Source organism: Agrilactobacillus fermenti (assembly GCF_021030645.1).
Lineage (GTDB): Bacteria > Bacillota > Bacilli > Lactobacillales > Lactobacillaceae > Agrilactobacillus > Agrilactobacillus fermenti.
In genome coordinates this window covers 16378-32549 of the sequence record NZ_JACGCJ010000004.1, presented here as the reverse complement: position 1 = coordinate 32549, position 16172 = coordinate 16378, and the positions used below count along the sequence as shown (strand labels likewise).

The window sequence follows — 16172 nt, the reverse complement described above, 5'->3', positions numbered from 1 at the left end:
CCAATGTTATTCTATAAGCGACAAAACTCTAGAAAGAAAAGGAGGACACTGTCGTGTATCAAAATTATAACAATAATCAGTTGCGTTTATCAATCCCTTTGGAGATCAATATCCCATCAAACCACGTTGCCGTTGCCATTAGTCATTTTGTCGATTCGATCCCCGATAAATTAATTTACGAAAAGGCCATGACCTCTGGCCGCCCGGCTTATAATCCAGCAATGCTTTTAAAAGTCATCTTATTTGCCTATACCAGACAAAACTTTTCTGGCCGTAAGATAGAGGCTATGGCTCAAGAGAATATTCCGACTAAATGGTTGAATGGCAAGTCCACTATTTTTCGTAATTCTTGTTGGTGCTCAAGCGCTGGGCGCCTTTTGTCACACTCTCCCGATTATTTCGCGAACGATTAAATCTTAAACGTGTTTATCTTAAGACGTCTACTTTGCCTTCGCTAGTTTTTTATATTTCGTAATAAATTTAGTTTTACTTTGAGTATAAGCATCACGGTTAAATTGATAGTCATGCCATAGACGCAATTTTAATTGTTCATAAGCTTTGGCAATTTCTGGGTGTGCCAGCAGGTAATCTCTAAAATAGATTTCATCGTGATCACCTAAAACACGTAGATGAATATGAAATACACGAGGGGCAAAGCCTTGCGTGGTATAGCCCTTGTTTAGGTCGATGCGTTGATCATTTGCCGCCATACATAGATAGCCCTTAGCCACAAGCAATGCTTTGATTTGCTGTAATCCATCTGATTGGGGCATTTCAACTAAAATATCAATAATTGGCTTGGCCCAAATATTCGGAATGGCCGTACTGCCAATATGATTCAATTGGATTTGCAGGCTACTAGGTATGATTTGCTTTAACTGTGTGGCTTCGTCTTGGTACCACTGCTGCCAAACCGATTGATGTGCGACAAGTTGAATGGGAAACAGGTGCCACAATTCAGTTAAACCCATTTCTGATAATTTCTTGGTCATTGGGACATCTCCCTTATATGAACTAATATTGCCAACCTCGAGTTTCTAACTGCATCTCACGTTTGCGAATTTTAGAAACATAAGGATTGCCAGCAACAAAAAAACGTAGCGGTTTATCTACCCAAGCACCATTTTTACGAACGCCGATACGGGCGCTGTTTTCAATAGTCTTGGGTGTCTTGAAAGTTGTCAGATCGATTGTTAAGGGGGCATGATCCATCTGTAAATTATTCATATCAGTACTTTGAATCCCCAAAGCTTGCATTAACTTACCGGGGCCGTTAGTAATTTCATAAAAATTAGGACGCTGCCGGTTCTGCTGCATGATAGCCAAACCAATTGTAGGTTCAAGTCCCCGAATTAAAATACCTTGGGGAATATCTTTGGCTTGAGCGGCAATGTCAAAGCAGTATTGGCTATGACGTTGATAAATATAAATTGTACCCGGTGGGCCATAAAGTGGTTCATTGGCTTTAGAACGATGGCCTTGATAAGCATGAGCTGCCGTATCTTGTTGTCCCAAATAAGCCTCTGTTTCGACGATCAAGCCGCCAACCGTACCTTTGGGCCCGTGATATAGTAAAGTCTTACCGAGTAAATCTTGAGCGATTAACTCAGTGGGGCGATGGTCAAAAAAATCAATCAATTGTTGAACTGACATGCGCAAACTCCTTTAGAAAAAATCTCATTAATACTATCATAATAGATGAGGTGATGGAAATGGTATTAAAATTAGAAAGAATTTATACGAAACCTGCCGATTTAAACGGTTATCGTATTTTAGTAGATCGTTTGTGGCCCCGAGGTATTTCTAAGATCAACGCGCATTTAGATGAATGGTATAAAAATATTGGCCCGTCAACTGAATTGCGCAAGTGGTTCAATCATGATCCTGAGAAATTTGCGGAATTCAAGACAAAGTATTTGACAGAGTTGAACAGTAACCCCGATCTAGCTGACTTCTTAGAATTGGTCAAAACACATTTAGCTACTGAAAATGTGATTTTACTGTACGGCGCGAAAGATGAAACCCACAACCAAGCGGTTATTTTAGCGGAATTAATTAAAGAAAAACTTGGTTTATAAATATAATCATAAATGGTACGGACGATTATGTAAAATGGATTAGTCCACAGAAGCAAAAATCTAACATTTTTGTGGTGGAATGTGTTATAGTCTTTTTGCGTAATCGTTTTCTTTATGTGTAAAACGCTTTCGCCGAATCAAAAAATAGATTAGGAGTTTTTTATTATGGATTATGTAATTGGTGTAGATATTGGTACAACGAGTACCAAAGCTGTGATTTATGACTTGAAGGGGACAGTTAAAGGATATGCCAATGTCACTTATCCACTTTATCAAGAAACACCTGATATGGCTGAGGAAGATCCTAATGAGATTTTCGATGCTGTGATTCAAACGATTCAGCAAGTTGTGCGTAAAGCGGGTGTGAAAGCTGGAGAGTTGAAAGGTGTTAGTTTTTCAGCAGCCATGCACAGTGTGATCTTGATGGATAAGGATAATCAACCACTAACACGGGTCATTACCTGGGCTGATAACCGTGCTGAAAAATACAGTAAACAATTATTAGCCAGTGGTGTGGGTCAAGAGATTTATGCTAAGACAGGGACACCGATTCATCCGATGGCCCCGCTATCTAAATTGATTTGGTTGCGGACGGAACATAAGGATCTATTTGATAAGACCCAAAAATTTATCGGCATTAAGGATTATATTTTCTACCGGCTCTTTGGCGAATATGTGATGGATTATTCTTTGGCTTCGGCAACCGGTTTATTTAATATTTTCAAGATGGATTGGGACGAACAGGCGCTAGCTACAGCTGGCGTGACAAAAGCTCAATTACCACGTTTGGTTTCAACAACGGCACAAATGCGTGGTTTAAATAAGAGTTATGCCGAATATATGGGTATTGAAGCTGATGTGCCCTTTATTTTGGGCGCCAGTGATGGGACTTTGTCTAATTTAGGCGTCAATGCTATCGATCCCGGTGTATTAGCGGTGACCATCGGTACAAGTGGTGCTGTCCGGACTGTCGTCGATAAGCCAATGGTTGATGATCAGGGGCGCTTATTCTGTTATGCGTTAACTGAAGATAAATGGGTTTTAGGTGGTCCGGTAAATAATGGCGGTATCGTTTTCCGATGGGTTCGTGATCAATTATTTGGCCCTGAAAAAATCACTGCTGAACAGATGCAAGTTGATGCTTACGATATTTTAACGGATATTGCCGCTAAAATTCCTGCCGGCTCCGATGGGTTACTTTTCTTGCCTTATCTAGGTGGCGAACGGGCGCCAATTTGGGATGCAAATGCCCGAGGCACGTTCTTCGGGTTAACCCGACAACATACCCGGGCCCATATGGTGCGCTCTGCTTTAGAGGGTATCGTCTATAATTTGTATATGGTTATGCTGATGATCGAACGAATTGCTGGTGCACCAACTAAAATTCAAGCAACTGGCGGCTTCTCTCGCTCGGCATTATGGCGGCAAATGTTGGCTGATGTTTTTGAACAAGAAGTCAATATTCCGGAAAGTTTTGAGAGCTCTTGCTTAGGTGCGGCGGTAATGGCCATGTATAGTTTGGGTATTGTTGATGATCTTTCAGTTGTCAAAGATATGGTTGGTGTGACCAAGTCACATCAGCCTAATGAGGATAATTTCAAAAATTACCGTGAATTGATTCCAATTTGGATTCGTGTTGGTCAAGATTTAAAAGACAATTATGAAGCCATTGCTGGTTATCAGCGGACGCATGTGGATAAAAATAGTATCCATGGCAAGAGTCAAGATTGACGTTAATATAAGGAGGAAGGGCATATGAACCCCTTTGTTGTACTCATTGTTGGGATCCTGATCCTATTATTACTCATTGTTAAATTTAAAATGAACACCTTTGTATCTTTAGTAATCGTTGCTTTCTTAATTGGTATTGGCTTAGGGATGCCGTTGGATAAAATTGCGACTAGTGTTCAAAACGGGATCGGGGCACAATTAGGAGAGTTATCAATTGTCTTTGGTTTCGGCGCCATGCTGGGGCGCTTAGTTGCCAATGAAGGTGGTGCTTATCGGATTGCTCATACTTTGATTGAGAAATTTGGTAAGAAACGATTGCAAGTTGCCATCGTACTGGCTTCATTTATCATCGGGATCGCATTATTCTTTGAAGTTGGTTTGGTTCTATTGATTCCAATCGTCTTTGCGATTGCCTCTGAAGCTGGCGTGTCAGTTTTATATTTAGGGATTCCGATGGCTGCTGCCTTGTCAGTGACCCACGGATTCTTACCACCACATCCTGCGCCCACAGCCATTTCTGCAAGTTTGAATGCGAATACAGGTAAAGTGCTATTATTTGGGATTATTATCGCCATTCCGACGGTTTATATCGCTGGACCCCTGTATACCAAGCTTGCGCGTAAAATTGTGCCAGATGGGTTTGAGCGCCGAGGTAATTTAACAGCTTTAGGACCTCAAAAAGATTTCAAACTTGATGAAACGCCGAGCTTTGGCTTGTCTGTCTTAACGTCACTATTTCCAGTTGTCATTATGGCCTTGACAACAATTTATGAATTGACCGTTCATGGGGGGATCAAACCGAAAAATCCAAGTTTGTTAGATGGCATTATCAGCTTTGTTGGTAGTCCAGTGGTTGCCATGACGATTTCTCTGCTCTTTGCCATGTATACCATGGGCTGGGGCCGTCATCGACCATCTAAAGAAATTATGGGTGCCTTAGAAGATGCTGTGAAATCTATCGCCATGTTGCTGTTAGTTATTGGCGGTGGCGGTGCTTTGAAACAAGTTTTAATTGATGGCGGTGTCGGCGATAGTGTTAAAACCTTGTTTACCGGGACAGCGTTATCACCACTGCTACTCGGTTGGTTGATCGCCGTGGTTTTGCGAGTGGCACTAGGTTCAGCAACTGTGGCAGCATTGACGGCAGCTGGGTTAGTCCTACCATTGATGCAGCAATCAGGAGTTGATCCTGCTTTGATGGTCATTGCGATCGGGTCTGGTAGTTTAGCCCTATCTCACGTTAATGATGCTGGTTTTTGGATGTTTAGAGAATATTTTGATTTAACCATCAAACAAACCGTTTTGACTTGGACAGTGTTAGAAACATTGATTTCTATTTCTGGCTTGCTGGGTACGCTGATTTTAGATGCCATTTTCCACTAGACGGGGAAAAACAGTTCAGTAATTAATATATTGTGCTTTCTGAAAAAATATGATAGATTAAAGTTATTGTTTCAAAAAGCGCTAGATAAATGAATGCAAGGCTGAGGTGCTGTGGGTACCTCAGCCTTGTGTGCGTTTATTGGCTTTATTTGCAGAAACTTTCATATGAATCAAGCAGCAAGTAAGCTAAGACCAAAGAAATCGGGCAATCAGGACATCTACTTGCGGGTTTTCATGAATCATAAAATGACTGGCTGTGAGGAAATTTCCAGGAAATTCATGATAAATATAGCGGTCAATTTGGCCAGCAACGATCTTTCTAAGACCAGCAGCGGAGCGGGTGCTGACCTGGGTATCATTACCACGGTGTTTGACATTGCCTACCAAATTAAAAACTTGTAGGGTTCGCGGTAAATTTTTTCGTGATTTAAGCATGGCTTGATAGCGTGGGTTATTCGGCCCTTCATTGGCGTCAAATCCCATATAAGGCGTCGCCAGTGAGACAAATTTATGGACGGTAGGGGTATTTTTGGTGACATGTAAAAGATAAGTCAACATAATGCCACCACCCATGGAATGGCCGACAAAATTAACTTGTCGTACGTGGTTTTTAGTGTATAGGTGCTGCATGATTTTAGTTAGAGCTTTAGTACCCGCTTCGGCATCATATTTATTTTTTAGGATCACAATGATTTCTGGATTATTGCGCAATGGCCGATATTGTTGATAATGGATGGTTTGGTCGCGGTCTACAGTGATCTTCATGGCAACCGTAGCGATATGATAGGGATTGAATCGAAGGGCCATTGGACCAAGGGAAAGAATGGTACCACCCGCACCGTGAAGCAAAATGGTTGGGATGTTATTTTGGTGGACGTTGACTTGTCGTAAAGCCGTTGTTCGTAGGCCTTGAACAGCAGCCAATAAGACAATAACAATTAGACCGATCAAACCTAGACGCTGAAATAATTTTTTCATTTTTAGGCCCTCGATTTCACTGATGGTTTTTAATAAAGTTAAGCATTAACTTTATTATACTCAAATGATCGGTAACGTGGTGTCAAGCATACCTAGAGCTAGGAAACAATGAGAAATGCAGCAGAGTGACCAGTTATGTTGCTATTAGATTATTTGCGGTTGTGTAGATCATAATGATGTTTTGGATTTTGATTGAAAGAGGCACTAGAAAAATGACAGTAGAACCAATTTTGGATATTAAACAATTGACCGTTCGCTTTCCAGACAAGGTCGTTTTAGACCGTTTAGATTTTCAGCTGTATCCTGGTGAAATGATCAGCTTGATTGGGGCGAACGGGGCTGGCAAGACGACTTTGATTCGGGCAGTATTGCATCAGGTTAAACCAGTGCATGGCACTATTGAAACACACCCGTTGCATGAGACACGGCAACTAAAAATTGGCTATGTGCCGCAATTTCGTAATATCGATCATGATTTTCCCTTATCTATCGCGAGTTTTGTGGGATTAAATCGCTTGGGGCATCACTGGCCTTTTTATACAAAGCAGGAACATCAGAATTTAAAGCATGCACTGGCCTGTACCTATCTGACGGATTTAGCGCAAACAAGATTAGGTAGTGCTTCTGGTGGTGAGAAACAACGTGCTTATCTTGCTCAAGCTTTGGTAGATGATCCAGATTTATTGATTTTGGATGAATCAACCGCTTCGTTAGATGTACAGGCTAAAAATGAATTAATGGCGCTTGTACAGGAATTGAATCATAATGAACAATTGACTGTTGTTTTTATTACCCATGATTTAGAGCTGGCAGCGCGTTATACTACTAAATATTATTTGTTAGAAGACGGAAAATTGAGTTCGGGGGCAAGTGCTGACCTGAACCAAAGTCTCATTCGTGAAAAAGTCAGGGGAGCTATCTAATGTTTGCTTTAGTCTTTATGAGAAATGCTTATTTAGCCAGTACCTTTATTGCTTTAACTTGTGGTGTGATCGGTGTCTTTGTAGTGGCTCGTAATCTATCATTTTTATCCCATACCTTATCTGAAATTGGTTTTGCCGGGGCCGCCTTTGGTGTTTTTTCCGGTTTATCGGCTTTGAATGGGATGTTGATTTTTACCAGTTTAAGTTCTTTGATCGTTGGCGCGCTGGGTGTCGAGAAATCGCGTCGAGAAGCAACGATCAGTGCTGTCTCTAGTTTATTTATCGGCCTAGGTATTTTATTTTTATCGTTATCTAGCAAGAATGCCAGCTATGCAACGAATATTTTATTTGGAAGCATTGTGGGTATCAGTTTCGATGAAGTGAAGCAATTGATCATTTTATCTGCCTTGGTGATGTTGTTTGTTTTGATGATGTGGCGCTCATTAGTCTTTGATTCATTTGATAGCGTGGGGGCTGCTTCACAAAATATTCATCGCGATCTAATTTCAATTATTTTCTTAATTTTATTAGCATTTGCCGTTAGTATCGGGGCACAGATTGTTGGCTCACTGTTAGTCTTTATTTTATTAACCTTACCTGCTGCTAGTGCTCAATACCTCGGCCGTACTGTACCACAGTTATTGATGATAGCCATTGGTATTTCGTTAATTGGCGTTTGGCTGGGTTTATATCTCGGCTATGTGACTAACTGGCCTGTGACGTTTTTTATTGCTAGTATCGAAGTGCTTATCTATTTGTTAGCCATTTTATACAGTCGCTTAGTTCAAAGAAGTTGAAAATAAGCACACTGGACAGTTTCTTTAAAGCCCGTTGAATATAGTCAAATCGCCATTAAAAAGGCAGCTGAAAACAAAATATAGTGCCGCTTAGAATTAGGCGTTTTAGCTTAATTTCTAAGGGCACTATAACGGTAATATTTGTTTTCAACTGCTTTTTAGTTATATTCTCCAATAAAGCAACAATTAATGGGTATAAACTTTAATTAAAGTCTTGGTATTCGGCTACCTCGTGGGGGAGGCAAAGAATGTGGCGCTGGTCTTGGTTAACTAAGACCAGGTTTTCGGGTAGTTGTAGTTGATCGTTGATCAGTTTGATTTGCCATTTAAAGTGAACTTTAGGTGTTTGTTGATCTAGTTGAATGGTACATAAGTCGTGTTTTTGACAAATTGAAAAATACTGTATATCTGCCGGACGGACATTTTCAAGCTGCAAACTCTCGATATAGGTCCAGAGTAATTGAATAAAAAAGTGTGGTGTCGCGTACGCAACTGCATGACTTACGATATTTTCTGGTTCAGACATTTTTCTTCGATGATAAAGATGCATATTTGACCTCGCTTTAATAAATCAAAAGAGAACGAAATAAATGATTAATTAAAGCATACTAAGCAAATGACTAGAAAACAAGGTTATGCCTATGACTGTAATGGAATTGATAGTCAGATTGCGATAATGTTTTATTTTTAACAAGAAAATAACAAACTTATTATCTCTGTAATAAATGTTCCAATTCGTTTAAGCGTTGTTCAAAAGTTTGAAAGGCACCAATCAAGTAATCAGGTTTTGTCATATCGATCCCTGCAGCTTTCATGGTATCGATAGCGTAATGGGAACTGCCAGATTTGAGATAATCGATGTATTTCTCACGCGCCTGCGGTTTTTCCTGCATGATCTGATCACTCAAAAAGGCAGCAGCAGCGAACCCAGTCGCGTACTGATAAACATAATAGTTCATATAGAAGTGCGGAATACGGGACCATTCTAAGGCAATTTGTGGATCTGAGATGATACTTGGACCATAGTAACGTGCATTAAGTTTACCATAGTAGTCAGACATCATATCGGCGGTTAGCGGCTCACCATTACCGTCTGCTTGGTGAATAAAATGTTCAAATTCAGCAAATTGTGTTTGCCGGAAAATGGTGCCCTTAAAACCATCAAGGTAGTAGTTCAAAATATAAGCACGTACTGTTGGATCAGATTGGGTCTGCAGTAAATACTCGGTTAAGATATTTTCATTCGTTGTGGATGCAATTTCAGCTACGAAAATGGGATAGTCACCATAAACATAGGGTTGATTGTGACGGGTATACCAGCTGTGAACGCTATGGCCAGTTTCGTGGACAAGCGTATATAAATTATTCAAGTTATTTTGCCAATTTAACAGTTCATAAGGCGGCGTATCATAGGCACCACCTGAATAAGCACCAGAACGTTTACCTTGGTTCTCCACAACGTCGATATAACGGTTTTCAAAAATTTCCGAGACGTGACTGAGATAATCTGGACCCATGACAGCCAATGCCTTTTTAGCAGTAGCTTTGGCTTCCTCAAAGGTGTAGCTGAGCGGTGCTTCACCCGTTAATGGTGTATAGAGGTCGTACATGTGTAATTCATCGAGACCTAAAATCTTTTTGCGAAGGGCAACATAACGATGTAATAACGGCAAGTGTGCATTTACTTGCTCGATTAAAGTATCATAAACTGATTCAGGAATATGGTTGCTAGCCATTGCCCGAGCACGAGCGTTTTGATAATGATGTGCCTTAGCGATATAATTATGTGTCTTCACTTCACCGGAGAGCGTACTTGCGAGTGTATTTTTAAATTGATCATAGGTGTGGTATAAACCTTCAAAGGCGGCTTTACGAACATTACGATCTGTCGATTCAATGAGCCGAGAATAGACCCCATTGGATAATTGGATGGGGTCGCCCTGTTCATCTTTAACGACAGGAAATTTTAAATCCGAATTATTTAAAACGCCGAACGTATTGCTGGCGGTATTAAAGGCATCACCGGCTGCAGCAATGAGTGCTTCTGCTTGCGGCTCAAGGACATGGGCGCGATTGACGGTGATACTATCAATAAAGTGTTGATAGACTTTTAAATCTGGTTCATCATTTAAATATTTGGCTAATGTTTGTGGGTCAATAGCTAGAATTTCTGGATCTAAAAAGGAGACGTTGGCACTAACTTGCGCCGCCAAACTATCAACTTTTGCTTGGTAACCTTGGTATTTAGGGTCATCTGTATCTTGATCATTTTTCATACTTGCATAGACATAAACTTTCTCTAAAGCTCTAAACAAATCTAAGATCTGAGTCAGACCGTCTTTTAACGCACGCGCTGATTGGCCCAAAGTGCCCTGAACTTTTTGAATGGCCTGATTCTGGCGAGCAACATCTGCAAACGCTGTTTCGAAGGCAGCATCAGATGCAAACACCTTAGTCAGATCCCAAGTCAGTGCCTCAGGGACTTCATTTCGTCGTGGTAATTGTTTTACAGTTGTCATGATTTGCCTCCTAATTAAATTTTAGACTTATCATACCATATTTGTTATGCTTTTCTTTGTAAGCGAGTTCGCGAATAATGCAAAAAATGTGAACGAAATGTAATTTTATTCGTAAATTTTTATGTTAAAGGCTTTTTTTGTTTGTTTATAAAATAATTTATCGTTATAATACCTAAAGAATTTGAGAGATAGGAGCTACTTTTATATGCCGAATAATTCTCGTCGTGAGGAATTTTCCACGCACCGGAAACGTAAGAATCATCCTTTTTTTAAGGTCTTTTTGCTGATTGTGTTAACGATTGGTTTTGCAGGTGGGACTTATGCTTTTAGGTTGTATTCGCAAGCCAAAACAGCAGTTAACGCCACTTATCATCCGGTCGATGACAAGAAAGTATCTACAAATATTAAAAACGGCAAGCCATTATCCATTCTTTTACTAGGGGTAGATACCGGCGCAGAAGGCCGAATCGACAAGGGCAATTCTGATACCATGATTTTGACGACGATCAATAGTCAGAAAAAGAAAGTCAATATGGTCAGTATTCCCCGAGATACTATGGCACAAATGCAATATAGCAATTCTGATAAGTTTAATGTCCAAAAGGTAAATGCGGCTTATAATATTGGCGGCTCCAGCATGGCCATTAGCACGGTTGAGAAATTAGTAAATACACCCATAGATTATTATGTCACGATCAATATGGGCGCATTATCTAAAATCGTAGATGCTGTCGGTGGTGTCGACGTAGATGTGCCATTTGACTTTGATTATGATTGGCAGAATTTCCGGAAGGGCCATATGCACCTTAATGGGAAACAAGCCTTAGCCTATTCACGCATGCGTTATGATGATCCTGAAAATGATTATGGCCGTCAAAAACGGCAGCAACAAGTGATCAAAGGCATCGTCAATTCGGCAATGTCATTGAAAACACTTGGTAATTTTGAAAAAATCATGAATACACTATCTGATAGTATTGCCACCAATATGACGTTTGATGAGATGATGAGCGTTTATCAAAATTACGGCGATGCCGCAAAATCAATGAAGAGTGATCACATTCAAGGTGAAAATGCTTGGATCAATGGCGCCTCTTATCAAGTAGCCTCTACTAAGGAGCTTCAGCGTGTTTCAAACAAGTTACGTCAATCATTAGACCTCTCTCAAGAAACCCTCGACAATGAAGAAACCAAGCAAAATGCCAGAAATAAAACCTTTTTCAGTAATCCCAACGTTCAAGAATACACAGTCTACACACCAGCGAACGCAGATGTCTCTGATAATGCGGGTAATGTAGCTACAGATGATACTGGCACAGGTACAAATGACTATAACAGCGGTTATTAAAAATAAGTGATTTGTGAGTGAGACCACATATTTATTTAAATATGAACGTGATTGGCTTGTAAGTTTAGGCTGGTCACGTTTTTTATATGCTCAAGAAAAGTTATTGCCAAGTGATTTAGTGAATTTTTAAACACTATATATTGTGTTTAAAAGTCGGAATTTAATAAATTGGACACAATATATGGTTGAATTACTGGCCTCGGTTGTTTATGATTGAAACATACGTAATCGGAGGTTGAGCACATGTTAGAAACAAAAAAAGATACTGTTAATGAATTAACAAAGTTAAATGTATTGAAACGTGACGGGCGAATCACCGATTTTGATCGTGATAAAATTGTTCAAGCAATTACCAAATCTGCTAGAGCAGTTAATGATGAACTAAGTCCCATCGATTTTACGGTGATCGATGAAATTACTGATGCGATCGTTGGTGAAATTCAAACCCGCTTTGTAAAAGATGTGAAAATCTATGAAATTCAAAATGTTGTGGAACACAAATTGTTAGAGAATCACAAATATGACTGGGCAAAAAGTTATATTAATTATCGGACACAAAAAGATTTTGAGCGTAATCAAGCAACGGATATTAATTTTACCATTCAAAAATTGCTCCATAAAGATGCGACAGTAGTCAATGAGAATGCTAATAAGGATAGTGAAGTTTTTAATACACAGCGGGATTTAACAGCTGGAACAGTTGCCAAAGCAATTGGTTTGAAAATGTTACCACCTAAAGTTGCCAATGCCCATTTGAAGGGGGACATTCATTGGCATGATCTGGACTACCAACCATATAGTCCAATGACAAATTGTTGTTTGATTGATTTCAAAGAAATGTTGAATCATGGGTTTAAGATCGGTAATGCTGAGGTAGAACCGCCACATTCTATTCAAACTGCTACGGCACAGATGTCACAAATCATTGCAAATGTGGCTTCCAGTCAATACGGCGGCTGTTCGGCAGACCGAGTAGATGAATTGTTAGCACCCTTTGCGCAAAAGAATTATGACAAACATCTAAAGGATGCCCAAGATTGGATCGATGATCCTAAGAAACAACGTGAATTTGCGAAAAGTAAGACGAAAAAAGATATTTATGATGCCATGCAAGCTTTGGAATATGAGATCAACACGCTGTATTCCTCACAAGGACAAACGCCTTTTACAACGTTAGGATTCGGATTGGGTACGAATTGGATGGAGCGGGAAATTCAAAAATCGATTTTAAAAATTCGAATCGCTGGGTTAGGTAAAGAACATCGAACTGCTATTTTTCCAAAATTAGTCTTTACTTTAAAACGTGGTTTGAATTTGAATCTGACTGATCCTAATTATGATATTAAGGAATTGGCCGTAGAATGTGCGACTAAGCGGATGTATCCTGATGTTTTAATGTATGACAAAATCGTGGCGCTAACAGGTTCATTTAAAGCACCGATGGGGTGCCGCAGCTTCTTACAAGGTTGGAAGGATGCTCAGGGGCATGAAGTTAATGCTGGTCGGATGAATCTTGGTGTGGTGACGCTGAACCTACCTCGGGTCGCCATGGAGTCTAAAGGTGATCAGGATCGCTTTTGGGAAATCCTTGAAGCGCGGTTAGCAATATGCAAAGAAGCACTTGTCTTTAAAGTAAATCGTGCCAAACAAGCCAAACCGGAAAACGCTCCAATTTTATATCAGTACGGTGCTTTTGGCCGTCGACTAAAACGCGGTGAGTCGGTAGATGAATTGTTCAAAAATCGCCGAGCTACCGTTTCACTGGGGTATATTGGCCTATATGAAGTCGGTACAGTATTCTTTGGCCCTAAGTGGGAAAAGAACCCAAAGGCCAAAGCTTTTACCGTCCAAGTCGTCAAGGATCTTTATGAACACTGTAAAGACTGGGAAAAAGAATATGGGTATCATTTTAGTGTTTACGCAACACCATCTGAAAGTTTGACAGATACATTCTGCCGGTTAGATACTAAAAAATTTGGTAAGGTTAAGAATATTACGGATAAAGAATATTATACGAATAGTTTTCATTATGATGTTCGAAAGGCACCCACACCATTTGAAAAAATCGATTTTGAAAAAGATTATCCGAAATATAGTGCAGGTGGTTTTATCCATTATTGTGAATATCCAAATTTGAAGCAGAATCCTAAAGCCCTTGAAGCTGTCTGGGATTACGCTTATGATCGAATCGGCTATTTGGGTACGAATACACCGATTGATCAATGCTTCAAATGCGGTTACAAAGGTGAATTCAAACCAACTGAAAAAGGATTTGAATGCCCTGAGTGTGGGAACTATGACCCAGCAACTTGTGATGTTGTGAAACGGACTTGTGGTTATCTGGGCAACCCTAATCAGCGGCCGATGGTTCATGGCCGTCATGTAGAAATTGCCAGTCGAGTCAAACATATGACGCTAGGCAATGACCAAAATACGATTGCAAGACAATAAGGATGACACTGATGATTTCACAAACAAATAAAACAAAATTACCTAACGATCCTAAACCCAAGGAGTGGCTCGCGGCAGATCTGAGTCAAAATTATATTGCCAGCTATAAGCCCTTTAACTTTGTGGACGGAGAGGGCGTTCGCTGCAGTCTATATGTCAGCGGCTGTCGCTTTAACTGTCCAGGTTGTTATAATAAGGTTGCACAGAATTTTCATTATGGGCAACCTTATACTCAAGCGTTAGAAGATCAAATCATCACTGATTTGAGTCAAAGTTATGTGCAAGGCTTAACCTTATTAGGTGGCGAGCCGTTTTTGAATACGGATGTTTGTATTCAATTGTGCCACCGTGTGCGCGCCGAATTTGGGCATACTAAAGATATCTGGTCTTGGTCTGGGTATACCTATGATGAATTGTTAAAAGATAGTGCTGATAAATTAGCCCTATTGCAGTTGATCGATATTTTGGTTGATGGCCGGTTTTTGTTAGCCCAAAAGGACTTGACTTTACAATTTCGTGGCAGTGCCAATCAGCGGATTATTGATGTCCCTAGGTCATTAGCAAGCCAGCAAGTGGTTCTATGGGATAAGTTGATCAAATGAATTAAGCTTGCTTGCTGAAAGCTATTGTCCTTTGAAACATGTTTAATATAAAATTATTTCTAAAAAAAACGGAGAGTGAAAACAAGACGTTAGTTTTGTCTTCACTCTCTGTTTTTTTTTGCGAATAATTAAATTTTAAATGTGTTCTAAAAGGCAACACCCTCACCTAACCACGAATGGCTCAAATGGCAAGTCCACCATTTTTCGTCACTCTTGTTAGTGCTCAGCTGCTAAGTGCCTTTTGTCTCACTCTCTCACTCTTTCTCTGCTTTTATATTGCAAGTATTTAAAAACGGGTTGCTGATGTTGGCCGTAGGACGGGATTGGTTTGTTGGTCGTTGTAATAACTCAAGTTTGGAAATAAAATCGTAAAAATAGAGCCTTTGCCCACAGTGGCAGTTACGCTTAAATGATGACCCAATTTTTCAGCCATATTCTTAGCTAAGTATAGCCCCAGTCCAGTAGCGTGTTGGTCCGCTTTACGACCATTCTTACCGGTAAATCCCTTGTCAAAGATCCGGGGAAGATCCGCAGCATCGATGCCAATGCCTGTATCTTGAATACTTAGTTGACTGCCTGTAGGATCAGTTGTAATTTTGATGGTAATTTTGCCGCCATTTGGTGTATATTTGATGGCATTAGAAATGAGTTGGTTAAGGATAAAGGTGAGCCATTTTTCATCGGTCAGAACTTGGGCTGTTTCATCGGAAATGTGGAATTGTAGATGTTTTTCGAAGAAGTAGCTCATATTGGTTTTAACGACGCCAATGGCTAATTGCCGTAAGTCATAAGTTTGAATCACGTAATCATTGGCGAAACTCTCTAAACGTGAAAAGTAGAGTACTTGGTCCACATAATCGTTCACGCGATGCCATTGTTCTTCTAATTTTGTTCTAGCCTCAATTGGTAATTGCTCTTTTAGACTATCTAAGAGCAGCTGATTGGCGGCTAAAGGGACTTTGATGTCATGAACCCAGCCTTGAACGAAATCTTCTTGTTCTTGTTGTTGGGTAATCAACTGGTTAAATGTTTGCTGATGATAATCGATCAATTGATTGATATGATCTTGAATCAGTTGCTGACTGTGGTTTTGAGCACCCGTTAATGGCACATCAAGGCCTTGTTCCCGCAACAAAGCATGGTCGGCAATCTTTTGATACCAGCGGTTTCGATAAAAATAAACTGCAATCAAAAATAACAAATATAACACCGTTAAAATGGTATCAAAATAGAGCAAGTAATCTAATGGCACCGGATAATTGGGTAATAGCCAAAGACCAGCATCTAACAAGAGCAAACCTAATATCCAAAATAATGTGTGGGGCAGATGATCTAATAAATAGTCTTTAATACGCATAAGCA

15 protein-coding genes are annotated in these 16172 nt (G+C 40.0%); 9 read left to right on the top strand and 6 right to left on the bottom strand.

The genetic code is table 11. The annotated features are described in order from the left end of the window. The first annotated feature begins 53 nt into the window (after positions 1 to 53). Positions 54 to 413, top strand: a complete 360-nt coding sequence (locus FHQ08_RS13140) for a transposase (RefSeq protein WP_230912713.1) — start codon at positions 54 to 56, stop codon at positions 411 to 413. A gap of 27 nt (positions 414 to 440) precedes the next feature. Here the strand turns inward: FHQ08_RS13140 and FHQ08_RS01995 are convergent, their stop codons facing one another. Then, positions 441 to 992: a GrpB family protein gene (locus FHQ08_RS01995; protein WP_230912712.1), complete on the bottom strand. Its 552-nt coding sequence runs from the start codon at positions 990 to 992 to the stop codon at positions 441 to 443. A gap of 22 nt (positions 993 to 1014) precedes the next feature. After that, complete coding sequence (locus FHQ08_RS01990; RefSeq protein WP_230912711.1) at positions 1015 to 1653, bottom strand: DNA-3-methyladenine glycosylase; 639 nt, start codon at positions 1651 to 1653, stop codon at positions 1015 to 1017. A 59-nt stretch (positions 1654 to 1712) separates the two neighbouring features. Here FHQ08_RS01990 and FHQ08_RS01985 point away from each other — a divergent pair, with 59 nt between their 5' ends. The 3 genes from FHQ08_RS01985 (at position 1713) to FHQ08_RS01975 (ending at position 5192) form a co-directional block, all read left to right on the top strand. Further along, on the top strand, positions 1713 to 2078 hold the full coding sequence (locus FHQ08_RS01985; protein ID WP_230912710.1) for a DUF488 domain-containing protein: 366 nt from the start codon (positions 1713 to 1715) through the stop codon (positions 2076 to 2078). A 165-nt stretch (positions 2079 to 2243) separates the two neighbouring features. Further along, entirely contained in the window at positions 2244 to 3809 is a 1566-nt protein-coding gene (gntK, locus tag FHQ08_RS01980; RefSeq protein ID WP_230912709.1) for a gluconokinase, read from the top strand. 24 nt (positions 3810 to 3833) lie between these two features. Further along, entirely contained in the window at positions 3834 to 5192 is a 1359-nt protein-coding gene (locus FHQ08_RS01975) for a gluconate:H+ symporter (RefSeq protein ID WP_230912708.1), read from the top strand. Positions 5193 to 5378: 186 nt separating this feature from the next. Here the strand turns inward: FHQ08_RS01975 and FHQ08_RS01970 are convergent, their stop codons facing one another. After that, a complete protein-coding gene (locus FHQ08_RS01970; protein WP_230912707.1) occupies positions 5379 to 6170 on the bottom strand; it encodes an alpha/beta fold hydrolase in 792 nt (263 codons plus the stop codon). Positions 6171 to 6382: 212 nt separating this feature from the next. Here FHQ08_RS01970 and FHQ08_RS01965 point away from each other — a divergent pair, with 212 nt between their 5' ends. Further along, positions 6383 to 7093, top strand: coding sequence for a metal ABC transporter ATP-binding protein (locus FHQ08_RS01965; protein WP_230912706.1), 711 nt, complete (start codon positions 6383 to 6385; stop codon positions 7091 to 7093). Further along, a complete protein-coding gene (locus tag FHQ08_RS01960; protein WP_230912705.1) occupies positions 7093 to 7890 on the top strand; it encodes a metal ABC transporter permease in 798 nt (265 codons plus the stop codon). The genes FHQ08_RS01965 and FHQ08_RS01960 overlap by 1 nt, the downstream gene beginning before the upstream one ends. 202 nt (positions 7891 to 8092) lie before the next feature. Here FHQ08_RS01960 and FHQ08_RS01955 read toward each other — a convergent pair whose 3' ends face one another. Together FHQ08_RS01955 and pepF are read right to left on the bottom strand one after the other, a co-directional pair. Next, positions 8093 to 8416, bottom strand: a complete 324-nt coding sequence (locus FHQ08_RS01955; RefSeq protein ID WP_230912704.1) for a DUF960 family protein — start codon at positions 8414 to 8416, stop codon at positions 8093 to 8095. A 184-nt stretch (positions 8417 to 8600) separates the two neighbouring features. Continuing rightward, positions 8601 to 10409: an oligoendopeptidase F gene (gene pepF / locus FHQ08_RS01950; RefSeq protein WP_230912703.1), complete on the bottom strand. Its 1809-nt coding sequence runs from the start codon at positions 10407 to 10409 to the stop codon at positions 8601 to 8603. 205 nt (positions 10410 to 10614) lie between these two features. On the opposite strand from pepF, the gene FHQ08_RS01945 reads away from it, so the two are divergent. The 3 genes from FHQ08_RS01945 to nrdG all read left to right on the top strand — a co-directional run bounded on the left by FHQ08_RS01945 (position 10615) and on the right by nrdG (position 14810). After that, a complete protein-coding gene (locus FHQ08_RS01945) occupies positions 10615 to 11757 on the top strand; it encodes an LCP family glycopolymer transferase (protein ID WP_230912702.1) in 1143 nt (380 codons plus the stop codon). A gap of 243 nt (positions 11758 to 12000) precedes the next feature. After that, complete coding sequence (gene nrdD / locus FHQ08_RS01940; protein WP_230912701.1) at positions 12001 to 14208, top strand: anaerobic ribonucleoside-triphosphate reductase; 2208 nt, start codon at positions 12001 to 12003, stop codon at positions 14206 to 14208. A gap of 11 nt (positions 14209 to 14219) precedes the next feature. Beyond that, positions 14220 to 14810 (top strand): anaerobic ribonucleoside-triphosphate reductase activating protein, encoded by a 591-nt coding sequence (gene nrdG, locus FHQ08_RS01935; RefSeq protein WP_230912784.1) that lies wholly within the window; start codon positions 14220 to 14222, stop codon positions 14808 to 14810. Between the two features lie 286 nt (positions 14811 to 15096). Here nrdG and FHQ08_RS01930 read toward each other — a convergent pair whose 3' ends face one another. Beyond that, positions 15097 to 16167: a sensor histidine kinase gene (locus tag FHQ08_RS01930; RefSeq protein WP_230912700.1), complete on the bottom strand. Its 1071-nt coding sequence runs from the start codon at positions 16165 to 16167 to the stop codon at positions 15097 to 15099. Positions 16168 to 16172 lie beyond the last annotated feature (5 nt).

Excerpts from the sequence above, each read along its gene's own strand:
- FHQ08_RS01995 (WP_230912712.1), bottom strand. The coding sequence starts at position 992 with ATGACCAAGAAATTATCAGAAATGGGTTTAACTGAATTGTGGCACCTG.
- FHQ08_RS01990 (WP_230912711.1), bottom strand. The coding sequence starts at position 1,653 with ATGTCAGTTCAACAATTGATTGATTTTTTTGACCATCGCCCCACTGAG.
- FHQ08_RS01985 (WP_230912710.1), top strand. The coding sequence starts at position 1,713 with ATGGTATTAAAATTAGAAAGAATTTATACGAAACCTGCCGATTTAAAC.
- gntK (WP_230912709.1), top strand. The coding sequence starts at position 2,244 with ATGGATTATGTAATTGGTGTAGATATTGGTACAACGAGTACCAAAGCT.
- FHQ08_RS01975 (WP_230912708.1), top strand. The coding sequence starts at position 3,834 with ATGAACCCCTTTGTTGTACTCATTGTTGGGATCCTGATCCTATTATTA.
- FHQ08_RS01970 (WP_230912707.1), bottom strand. The coding sequence starts at position 6,170 with ATGAAAAAATTATTTCAGCGTCTAGGTTTGATCGGTCTAATTGTTATT.
- FHQ08_RS01965 (WP_230912706.1), top strand. The coding sequence starts at position 6,383 with ATGACAGTAGAACCAATTTTGGATATTAAACAATTGACCGTTCGCTTT.
- FHQ08_RS01960 (WP_230912705.1), top strand. The coding sequence starts at position 7,093 with ATGTTTGCTTTAGTCTTTATGAGAAATGCTTATTTAGCCAGTACCTTT.
- FHQ08_RS01955 (WP_230912704.1), bottom strand. The coding sequence starts at position 8,416 with ATGTCTGAACCAGAAAATATCGTAAGTCATGCAGTTGCGTACGCGACA.
- pepF (WP_230912703.1), bottom strand. The coding sequence starts at position 10,409 with ATGACAACTGTAAAACAATTACCACGACGAAATGAAGTCCCTGAGGCA.
- FHQ08_RS01945 (WP_230912702.1), top strand. The coding sequence starts at position 10,615 with ATGCCGAATAATTCTCGTCGTGAGGAATTTTCCACGCACCGGAAACGT.
- nrdD (WP_230912701.1), top strand. The coding sequence starts at position 12,001 with ATGTTAGAAACAAAAAAAGATACTGTTAATGAATTAACAAAGTTAAAT.
- nrdG (WP_230912784.1), top strand. The coding sequence starts at position 14,220 with ATGATTTCACAAACAAATAAAACAAAATTACCTAACGATCCTAAACCC.
- FHQ08_RS01930 (WP_230912700.1), bottom strand. The coding sequence starts at position 16,167 with ATGCGTATTAAAGACTATTTATTAGATCATCTGCCCCACACATTATTT.